This window comes from Streptomyces sp. NPDC037290, assembly GCF_055603245.1.
On sequence record NZ_JBVJVZ010000123.1, the window covers coordinates 1 to 1,677 of the forward strand.

Consider the following 1,677-nt stretch of genomic DNA (forward strand, 5'->3'; position numbering starts at 1 on the left):
CGTTGGCAAGGTCACAGTGCGGTGCGCTTGCTCAGGGGTAACAGTCTGGGTGTACTGGCGAGTAATATCGGCCTCGGAGCCTCGGTCGTCCTGACCGGATCCGGCCCGACAAGGCGCCTATGCTGCGTGCAACAAGGCAGCCCGGAAATGACGATGCAGTAGGAGAGCCGGCGTGAGCTTGAGGATCGTTGTCTGTGTGAAGTACGTGCCCGACGCGACCGGTGACCGGCGTTTCGCCGATGACCTGACGTTGGACCGTGAGGATGTCGACGGTCTGCTGTCGGAGCTGGACGAGTACGCGGTCGAGCAGGCGTTGCAGATCGCGGACGGGGCGGACGATGCGGAGATCACCGTGGTGACGGTGGGTCCGGAGGATGCCAGGGACGCGTTGCGCAAGGCGTTGTCGATGGGTGCGGACAGGGCGGTTCACGTCGAGGACGACGATCTGCACGGCACGGATGTGATGGGTACGTCGCTGGTGCTGGCGAGGGCGGTCGAGAAGACCGGTTACGACCTGGTGATCTGTGGTATGGCCTCGACGGACGGGGTGATGGGTGTGCTGCCGGCGCTGCTGGCGGAGCGGTTGGGTGTGCCGCAGGTGACGCTGCTGTCCGAGGTGTCGGTGAACGAGGGTGTGGTGACCGGGCGGCGTGACGGTGACACGGCGACCGAGCGGCTTGAGGCGTCGCTGCCGGCGGTGGTGTCGGTGACCGACCAGTCCGGTGAGGCGCGTTACCCCTCGTTCAAGGGGATCATGGCGGCGAAGAAGAAGCCGGTGGAGTCTTTGGATCTGGAGGATCTGGAGCTGGAGGCGGGCGAGGTGGGTCTGGCGGGTGCGTGGACGGCGGTCGATTCGGCGACCGAGCGTCCGGCGCGTACGGCGGGCACGATCGTGAAGGACGAGGGTGAGGGCGCGAAGCAGCTCGCCGAGTTCCTCGCGGGCCAGAAGTTCATCTGATCCCGCACGCGTAGTCCTTGCTCTCCCTTCCCCTCCTTCTCTTCTCTCGTCTGTCTGGAGTGCGTTGTCATGGCTGAAGTTCTGGTTCTGGTCGATCATGTGGATGGTGCGGTCCGTAAGCCCACGCTGGAGCTGCTGACGCTGGCGCGTCGGATCGGTGACCCGGTGGCCGTGGCCCTGGGTGCGGGTGCCGAGGCGACTGCTGGTGTGCTGGGTGAGCACGGTGCGGTGAAGGTGTTGGTCTCCGACGCTCCGGAGTTCGCGGACTATCTGGTGGTGCCGAAGGTCGACGCGCTGCAGGCGGCGTTCGAGGCGGTGTCGCCGGCGGCGGTGCTGGTGGTGTCCTCGGCGGAGGGCAAGGAGGTCGCCGCGCGTCTCGCGCTGCGGATCGGTTCCGGGATCATCACCGATGCCACTGATCTGGAGGCCGGGGACGGGGGTCCGGTGGCGACGCAGGCGGTGTTCGCCGCTTCCTACACCACCAAGTCCCGGGTTTCCAGGGGTGTTCCGGTGATCACGGTGAAGCCGAACTCCGCTCCGGTCGAGCCGGCCGCCGCCGCGGGTGCGGTCGAGGCCCTGGCGGTCTCGTTCGGTGAGGGTTCGACGGGCACGAAGGTGGTCTCGCGGACGGCGCGGGAGTCGACCGGGCGCCCGGAGCTGACCGAGGCGGCGATCGTGGTCTCGGGTGGGCGTGGCGTCAACGGCGCGGAGAACTTCCC

At 67.4% G+C, this 1,677-nt stretch carries 2 protein-coding genes; both read left to right on the forward strand.

Features of this window, described 5'->3' with window-relative positions; all coding sequences use genetic code 11:
* Positions 1-172 precede the first annotated feature (172 nt).
* Positions 173-958, forward strand: a complete 786-nt coding sequence (locus ACZ7HQ_RS45290; RefSeq protein WP_030593795.1) for an electron transfer flavoprotein subunit beta/FixA family protein — start codon at positions 173-175, stop codon at positions 956-958.
* Between the two features lie 69 nt (positions 959-1,027).
* Positions 1,028-1,677 (forward strand): electron transfer flavoprotein subunit alpha/FixB family protein (locus ACZ7HQ_RS45295; RefSeq protein ID WP_471003446.1); only part of this gene is annotated, 650 nt, incomplete at its 3' end.